The organism is Psychromonas arctica DSM 14288 (assembly GCF_000482725.1).
GTDB classification, from domain to species: Bacteria; Pseudomonadota; Gammaproteobacteria; order Enterobacterales; family Psychromonadaceae; genus Psychromonas; species Psychromonas arctica.
This window is the reverse complement of record NZ_AXWP01000045.1, coordinates 1-8,205: the sequence shown is the minus strand read 5'-3', so window position 1 is coordinate 8,205 and position 8,205 is coordinate 1. Positions and strand designations below refer to the sequence as shown.

Annotated in this window: 9 protein-coding genes; 5 read left to right on the top strand and 4 right to left on the bottom strand. The window is 35.3% G+C overall.

The features are described 5' to 3' along the window. The 4 genes from H592_RS21685 to H592_RS0106870 form a co-directional block, all read left to right on the top strand. Window positions 1–308 (top strand): transposase (locus H592_RS21685; protein ID WP_211235634.1); only part of this gene is annotated, 308 nt, incomplete at its 5' end. Then, window positions 274–1,641 carry a GGDEF and EAL domain-containing protein gene (locus H592_RS24750; protein ID WP_028868123.1) on the top strand — a complete coding sequence of 456 codons (1,368 nt, stop codon included), beginning with the start codon at window positions 274–276 and terminating at the stop codon, window positions 1,639–1,641. The genes H592_RS21685 and H592_RS24750, both read left to right, overlap by 35 nt. Continuing rightward, window positions 1,599–2,138, top strand: coding sequence for an EAL domain-containing protein (locus tag H592_RS24745; RefSeq protein ID WP_084296220.1), 540 nt, complete (start codon window positions 1,599–1,601; stop codon window positions 2,136–2,138). Before H592_RS24750 ends, H592_RS24745 begins: the two co-directional genes overlap by 43 nt. 257 nt (window positions 2,139–2,395) lie before the next feature. Continuing rightward, a complete protein-coding gene (locus tag H592_RS0106870; protein ID WP_028868121.1) occupies window positions 2,396–2,644 on the top strand; it encodes a DUF3297 family protein in 249 nt (82 codons plus the stop codon). Between the two features lie 400 nt (window positions 2,645–3,044). Here the strand turns inward: H592_RS0106870 and H592_RS0106865 are convergent, their stop codons facing one another. Continuing rightward, window positions 3,045–3,905 carry an NAD(P)-dependent oxidoreductase gene (locus tag H592_RS0106865; RefSeq protein WP_028868120.1) on the bottom strand — a complete coding sequence of 287 codons (861 nt, stop codon included), beginning with the start codon at window positions 3,903–3,905 and terminating at the stop codon, window positions 3,045–3,047. A 79-nt stretch (window positions 3,906–3,984) separates the two neighbouring features. Further along, a complete protein-coding gene (locus H592_RS0106860) occupies window positions 3,985–5,178 on the bottom strand; it encodes an oxidoreductase (RefSeq protein ID WP_028868119.1) in 1,194 nt (397 codons plus the stop codon). 114 nt (window positions 5,179–5,292) lie between these two features. On the opposite strand from H592_RS0106860, the gene H592_RS0106855 reads away from it, so the two are divergent. Continuing rightward, window positions 5,293–6,189, top strand: coding sequence for a LysR family transcriptional regulator (locus tag H592_RS0106855; protein WP_028868118.1), 897 nt, complete (start codon window positions 5,293–5,295; stop codon window positions 6,187–6,189). A gap of 717 nt (window positions 6,190–6,906) precedes the next feature. Here H592_RS0106855 and H592_RS0106850 read toward each other — a convergent pair. Then, window positions 6,907–7,422, bottom strand: a complete 516-nt coding sequence (locus H592_RS0106850; RefSeq protein ID WP_028868117.1) for a hypothetical protein — start codon at window positions 7,420–7,422, stop codon at window positions 6,907–6,909. Between the two features lie 133 nt (window positions 7,423–7,555). Continuing rightward, a complete protein-coding gene (locus H592_RS0106845; protein ID WP_051369057.1) occupies window positions 7,556–8,017 on the bottom strand; it encodes a GyrI-like domain-containing protein in 462 nt (153 codons plus the stop codon). Window positions 8,018–8,205 lie beyond the last annotated feature (188 nt).

The following is an 8,205-nucleotide window of genomic DNA, read 5'->3' as shown; positions in this document are numbered from 1 at the left end:
GAACAGATCTGCCTATTCATTTGATACTTGACGGAGCGGGGTATCACCGTAGTGAAGTCGTTAAAATTGCGGCAAAAGAGCTTGGTATAATATTGCACTATTTACCGCCATACAGCCCTAATTTAAACCCAATAGAACGCTTATGGAAGGTGATGAATGAATACGCCAGAAATAATAAATATTTTGCAACTGCAAAAGAATTTCGACAGCATATTAATCATTTTTTCGATGACACGTTACCCAATCTTGATGATGCTTTAGACAGTAGAATTAATGATAACTTTCAAACCTTCAATTTTGCATCTTGAGGTAGCTTGGGTATATAATTTTTGTGGCATTGGTATTCCCCTAACAGATGGGATTATAGATAACGGCTTAGACTTAAGCCGATTTAATCGTTTATCGTTAGCCATCAAATATACTGCACCGAATGAGAATGCAAAGTTAAAAATTACTTTTAGAAACTTCAACGACAACTACTCTAAGCTAACGGATACTGTTTCATTAAAGTTTAATAGTATTTCATACAACCCTAATAGACATAAGCTCCCTGTCGATATCCCTTTTGACGCACTTCAAGTTGATAATTGGTGGGTCGAACAATACAAAGTTGGCTTTACCAATAGCCAAGTTGAATTAACAAATGTGTCCTATTTAGAAATATTAACTGATGGTATGAATGTTATTGGGAATTATAATATCGAGATTCAACGAATCGATTTATATGGCAAATTAATCTCAGAAGCGAACTTGCTCAAACTAATTTTATTAATATGGTTAATCACTATCATCTTATTGATCACGCTACAGCGTAATGTTTTACACCGCATGTCGATTACCGACTCATTAACAGGATTATATAATCGTCAAGGCATAAGAAGTTGGACCAATAAAAAAATATTAATGGGTATCAATCGACAACATTTTTATATGTTCTATTTGGATCTAGATGATTTCAAAAAAGTAAATGATACCTATGGTCATCAAGTAGGCGATCAATTATTAATCGGTTTTTCACATTATGTAGAAAATTATTTAGATTCAATTGAAAATATCCAATTTGCCTTTGCAAGGCTATCAGGTGATGAATTTGCATTAGTAGTTTTAGGTTTAGAAGATGAGCAAATCGAAATCTTTGCAGAAAATTTAATTGGTGTTTGGGATTCACCTATTGTACTTGAACAACATGAAACTTATGCCCGTGCAAGTTTAGGTGTTGCAAAATCAAGTGGAGATGTAAAAACATTTGACGGTTTATTAGCAAGAGCTGATTCAGCAATGTATTACGCCAAAAAAAAGGGCAAGAATTGTTTCAAAGTTTTTAACGAAAAAGTATCACAGGATATATTTTTCCGTAAACAAACGGCTGAAAAAATTAAAAATGCGATTATACACGATCAATTTCATTTAAATTTTATGCCTATATTTGATGCTAAAAGTTTGAAAATAGTCAGTATTGAAGTATTGATACGCGCTAATACACACGAATTATTGGGGATTGGACCTGATGTTTTTATCCCTATAGCAGAAGAATATAACCTAATTAAAAGTATTGATTTATGGGTTATTGAGACAACGTTTAAACAAATAAAAAAAGAATTCACATTTTTACATTCCCACCCATCAACATTTCATCTGTAGAGTTACACAATCCAACTTTCGTACAGCAACTTACTGAGTTAATTTCGTTATACCAAATAGATCCCACAATAATTGAATTAGAAATAACTGAAACGTGTTTGGTTGCAGCGGATCTAATGAGTGTTTCAACACTAGAGGAGATACATGATCTAGGTATTAACCTCACATTAGACGATTTTGGAACAGGTTATACGGCATTTTCACAACTGATTAACTACCCCGTAAGCTGTTTAAAAATTGACAAGACTTTTATTGATAACCTAAATTCAGAAGATAAAACAACATCAACCATGATCAAAGCGATCCTTTCAATTGCAGATTCATATCAATTAAAGACCGTAGGAGAGGGGGTTGAAAATCATCAACAATACGAATTTTTATTAGATCAAGGTTGCGATATGCTTCAAGGATATTTATTCAGTAAGCCTTTGCTTTGGAAGGATTTAAAGAATAAGTTAAGCGAAACTAATCAACAACCGTTTCTCTTCAAAAAATAGGCGATACAATTATCTATCCAGTCAGGTTGGCCAGAATGAAACTCTAAACAAAATAAGTTTTTTTAGATCTCGTTTTTGTTAATGGCTTGTTTAACTCTGTTTAAATTACAATAAAGCAGACAAGTTATCATGCGGATCTAGGAATAGTGTCATAGCTATGTAAAGTAACATGGATTTTTATCATGACAAGTATTGAGCGTGGTCGTTATATTGACTACAATTGTGCAGTTTTATTTTTCTTATCAAAGGTCTCTATAATGAACGACACTAAATCTTTACCCGCTTTACCAGATCGCCTATCAGTTGATCCTCGTAGCCCACATCATGTAGCAGAAATTTTTGAACATGAAATTGGTATCAAACTTAACGGTAAACAACGTTTTGATGTTGAAGAATACTGTATTAGTGAAGGATGGGTAAAAGTTCCTGTGCATAAAGCATTAGACCGTCGAGGACACCCATTAATGAAAACAGTAAAAGGCACTGTTGAAGCTTTTTATGGTTAATTGTTTAAATGCTTAGCTCAGCATTTAGCTAAATCATTGTTATTAAACCTATATAATTAACTAGTAGGGCATTGACGATAAATCATTTAAGCTTTTGAATTTTAATTAATTAAATTACCTTTTTGCAATCTTTTCAGTACAAAAAGGTAATCTTCATTTGTAATTACATTTCCTCTATATATTTTAAGACAAAGTGAAAATTGAATATAATCTCTTTTATGTTCTAGACCCAATCGCCTCGACAACGAGACAGCGCTTATATCTGTATAATTCTTTTGGTCACTGGTTAAAATCAATTTACTTACAAGCAAGAAAACTAAGCTCGTCTTTATTTATCACTTAGTCTTAGTTCTCTCAAATACATTTTAAACACAGCCTCGTTTATTTAATTTCACACTATTTATTTATATAGCTTGAAAATAGCTGCAATATCTTCATCTGAAAATCCTGCTTGTATAGCTTGTTTAAAAATTTCATTTGAAATTGCTGCGTTAGGTAACGCTAAATTTAATTGCTCACCTAATGAAATAGCCAAACGTAAATCCTTTTGCATATGTTTTAGTGGAAAACTCGTTGTATAATTTTCAGCTAATAACATTTCTCCTTTTCCTTTAAACATTGGATTTGAGATAGCTCCAGCCCCTAAAATATCAAGAATTTGTGGGCCATCAAGACCTGCTTTTAAGCCTAAAGACATTCCTTCGCTGAATATGCTCAACATGCCACCCATCATCATATTTACCACGAGTTTCATTTTTGCACCTTGGCCAACTTCTCCAATATAGGGCGACATTTTCCCCATTACATTAAATGCGGGCAATGCATCTTGATAAAGTGACTCATCACCGGCTGCTAAGATAATTAAAGTACCGTCTTCAGCGGGTTTTTTGGTTCCAGAAACCGGTGCCTCTAGAAAACGACCTCCCGCTTCAGTTATTGATTTTGCAATCTTTTGTGAAGTTACATCATCAACCGTTGACATATCAATATAACTACGACCATTTCCTATTCCTGCAATAACACCATCAGGACCTTCACAAATCGCTAATGCAGCCGCAGGATCTGAAACAATGGTAAAGGTGATATCACAAGTTTCAGTAAGTTCTCTGGGAGAATTAGCTTGTTGAGCCCCTTTTGCAACTAACTCAGCGCACTTGTCTAGGTCACGGTTCCAAACTGTGACACTAAAGCCTGCTTTAATTAAATTTAAAGCCATAGCTTTACCCATAATTCCTAAACCTATAAACCCAATTTTTTTCATAAATATAAATGCCTTGTATTTGAAGTGTTAACTACCGTTTAAATATAAACTGGTAATCTAGTATTTAAAGCTGTATTGATTAAATAAACTTAGCTTGCCACCTAGCACAGCGTGTTTTGTCTCGTTCCTCATAGGTATTGATTGCAGTATGAAGATCTAGGTCAAAATCATTTTCGTCATCATTGCTTATCGCAGTAATACGCATTGTGTACCACGCTGTTATTCCACCTGGTGGAGGCGATGTAAATCTAGGGAACTCAACAGTAATATTTGATTCTGTATTCCAATTATTCACTAGGTTTGGCATCAGCACCAACGCTCTAGCTAGGCCAATCATCTCTACCTCATTACTTGCTAATGCTGTATTTACTTCTTGACGTGTTTTAAAACCGCCGGTGACCACTAACGGAATAGTTGTGTATTTTCTCGCTTTTTTAGCAAAATTAATGAAATAAGGACCAGTTGAAGTGCTATCAGAACTTGATGCCGCACCTGGGAAATATGATCCCCCACTTATTTCTATTAAATCAATAGAGGTCTTATCAAGAATACGGATCGCTTCTAATGCTTCTTCTTGAGTTAGTCCACCTTGAAGTTGATCTGATGAATTAATTTTAATACCAATAGGAAATGATTGGCCTACCTCACTACGTACTTTATTGATGATTTCAATAATTAATCGGCATCGTGCTGACACATCACCCCCATATTGATCTTGTCGGTGATTAAAAAGTGGGGACAGAAATTGACTAAGTAAAAATCCATGGCCAGCATGTATTTGAACTCCAGTGAAACCGGCTTTTTTAGCTATTTTTGCTGCATTTGCATATTGGTCTGGTAATTCAAGTACTTCTTCCAATGACATGCCAGAACACTGAAAGTTATCTGTATTTAGAGGAGAGGGGCCTTTAGGCATACTTAATTTCGAGTATGACAGGCCTCCGGCATGACCTAGCTGAGGCCATATGTGTGCACCATTAATAGTTGCTTGCTTAGTCAACAATCGTAATGCTTGAATATCTGATGTTGGACTGAGAAACAAGTTTCCGGGTGTTTCTGGGTAACGGTAGTCTATCTGTACTTCCCCAATGATAGATAAACCAACACCTCCTTGAGCCCATTTTTCATAGAGTCTAGCTTGTGCTTTGGTTGCGTTACCTTCACCATTACCAAGAGAATCGGACATTGCTGATTTGACTATTCTATTTTTAATTATTGCACCGCAAGGCAATGTAATAGAGCGGTTAAATGAGTTATCGAAACTGGTTGTCATTTTTTTACCTATTTTTTGTTTAGATCTAATGTTGAAAGAATAAAGACATTATGAATGTTTTTTATTAAACTAAAATATGTCCCTAATATAAATACTATTAAAAATAAGTTAATAATGAATATTTCAGACCTTAATCTTTTTATTCGAATTGTAGAAACAGGCAAAATAACTGAAGCAGCTAAACAGTTAGATATTACACCAGCAGCAGTTAGCTCTGCTCTTAAACGTTTAGAGCAACAATTGGACGTACAATTATTAGTAAGAACAACAAGACACTTACGAATAACCCCGCAAGGTGAGCAGTTTCTATTTCATTGTCGACAGGCTCTTGATAGTTTAGAGCAAGGTCGAATTGCTGCGCATCAAATGCAAGGGAAGCTCGGTGGTAAATTACGTTTATCAGTGCCTTCTGATTCAGGGCGTAATACAGTGTTGTCTTGGATAGACGAGTTTTTAGATTTACATCAAGCTTTATCGATAGATTTAAGTGTCAGTGATACTTTATCCAATTTCTTTGAAGATCAAGTTGACCTTGTTCTTCGCTACGGTAAACCGCAAGATTCAACATTAATCTCATTTCATATAGCGACGATTGAAAGAGTAACCTGTGCGTCTCCTGCCTATCTAGACAATTTTGGCATACCATCACATCCCAAAGATTTACGCCATCACGAGTGCTTATTACATTTAAGAGCAGGGCGCTTATTTAGTCATTGGCAGTATGCAGATGGGAATAATACACACAAAATAAAAGTAGAAGGTAAAAGGGTTAGTAATGATACCGATATTGTTAGACGTTGGGCTGTTAATGGTAAAGGGATCGCACATCGAACTAAAATAGATGTAATGTCAGATCTGGAAAGTGGTAAATTAGTAGAGATACTAACAGATTACCAATCACCTGCAGCAGAGTTGCATTTAATTTGTCCAAGTAGAAAACAGGTAAATCCTACTGTTATTGCTCTTAGAGAATTACTGAGAGAAAAATTTGCTAATATGCTCTCTGTTTAATATAAAAAATTACGAATACATAATCATTTTCGTAGATAGGTTAATAATTTGTAAGTTAGTCATAATGACAGTGAAGAAATCAGAGATATCCTTGAATAAGATTTTTTAACGAGTGAGCAGCTTCTGAGATTACTTCCTCAAAATACTTAAGAAACAGTTAAATATGCACCTACTAGACAGCATTATCGAATTATTAGATCAAAACTGAAATTCGATATGTAGTAATTGTAGAGGTATAAGTCGCTTGCTAATGTGATGAACGTTACTCGGGGTATTTAAAAGATTACCGTGTTTATCCACTACAAACTAAACGCATGAGAAGAAAACCCACAAAACAGGGGCGAATGCGGTGATTAATATTAAATCTAATGATGAAAATAATTTAACTTTTAACTAGCAAACCTGTCATGTATCGCCGGAGCTTTCATTGCAGGTGTAACGTAAGCGCAAATTAACCCCCACCTAAAATATTTCATCGATAACTGAGATCATGCCACTTTCATTTAACTGAGGTTGTCAGTGATAGTCAAAGAGTCATAAAAATGTGTACTAGAGATTGGATGAGTCTGATCAACTAATTATGCGGAATGGTATAACTTAAAAATATAATATGAAGAGAAGCGCTTAGCGTACTTATTAGAAGATTAACCTGCATGCTTAAAAAATAAATAGCGAAGTGAACAGGTTAATGAGTCATTCCAAACGGTCTTTAAGCAACTAACGGTTTGTCGATTGTAAACGTAAGTACTTAACGACTTTTTCTTCGAATGTGACCTCAGAATAAAACTCTTTTACCATATTAACTGGCGCAATATCGGTTCGCTCCATTAAGGGGACTGCACGCCCTGTTGCTGTAATATAAGCATGCACATCAGTATGACGAGCTAACAAAGGTTTAATAACATCTGCGTACATGATGCCGGCTAATAAACTAGCAAACCCTTTTTTACGGTGGGCAGGCATAGTCACAAAATGTATCACGCCTAAGTCTTGATATAACTCCCCATGATGTAAAGTTGTTTTATCGATACAAGCCTCATAGTTTTCTAATAGGCTATAAGCCACCAGCTGTTCATCAACATACAACTTGAGTAATTCAGCTTGAGTACCATGACGCAATTGGTCATGCTCAGTTAACCATTGGAACAAGTACCACATTTTCATGTTGACTTGCCCAAGTTCCAACATCTCTTGGGCGCACTCTTTAGCATTACAATATTCAAAGCGTTGCATTAATAAACCTATCTAATTGGAACAGTTCGGATCCCTCTACAATGAGGAATGACTAGGGAGAATACCAGCAATAAAAGCCCTAACTAAAAAATAAAAGAAAGTGACCACATAACATTCATCACTCAAAAACGTGCTACTTTATCGCAATATGTATTTCAATTTCATTACCATTTGGATAAAACTCAAAATCAGTTGAATAAGCACGTTGCTGTGGTGCATTTTCATCCGCAAAATAATCCCAAACTTCAGTCCACCCATCAATGGCAATTTGTGGCATTTCTCCTTTGTGTTTAAAAACCAGATATTGACCAGCGGGGATCACTACTTTTTGTAAAGGTACAGATACAGGCCTATTTTTACCATCAAAACCAACTAATACATTAAACTGACCGCTAGCATCTGATTCATAATCAAAATATACCCCGTAAACTCTTTCTCCACTTTTATAATCGACATCAACAGTCTTATCAAACTGTTGCCACAAAGCGCCTATTTTGCCTTTATCAGTACTCATTTCAGTTTCATTATCAGTCCTGATACTTAAGCCATGTAGTATTTTGTAAGCGCAAATTAACCCCCACCTAAAATATTTCATCGATAACTGAGATCATGCCACTTTCATTTAACTGAGGTGGTAACTATGCAAGAGATACAACTAACCCAAAAACAGCAAGAATGGTTGCAGCATGCGCAGCAAGCTGAGCTTCAAGGCATATCAATGGTTGAATATGCGAAACGGCATCATTTGAATTTAAAGCTGTTTTATCACAATCGTGCGGTTTT

Coding starts and splice junctions, on each gene's coding strand:
- H592_RS24750 (WP_028868123.1), top strand. CDS start 274: ATGATAACTTTCAAACCTTCAATTTTGCATCTTGAGGTAGCTTGGGTA.
- H592_RS0106870 (WP_028868121.1), top strand. CDS start 2,396: ATGAACGACACTAAATCTTTACCCGCTTTACCAGATCGCCTATCAGTT.
- H592_RS0106865 (WP_028868120.1), bottom strand. CDS start 3,905: ATGAAAAAAATTGGGTTTATAGGTTTAGGAATTATGGGTAAAGCTATG.
- H592_RS0106860 (WP_028868119.1), bottom strand. CDS start 5,178: ATGACAACCAGTTTCGATAACTCATTTAACCGCTCTATTACATTGCCT.
- H592_RS0106855 (WP_028868118.1), top strand. CDS start 5,293: ATGAATATTTCAGACCTTAATCTTTTTATTCGAATTGTAGAAACAGGC.
- H592_RS0106850 (WP_028868117.1), bottom strand. CDS start 7,422: ATGCAACGCTTTGAATATTGTAATGCTAAAGAGTGCGCCCAAGAGATG.
- H592_RS0106845 (WP_051369057.1), bottom strand. CDS start 8,017: ATGAAATATTTTAGGTGGGGGTTAATTTGCGCTTACAAAATACTACAT.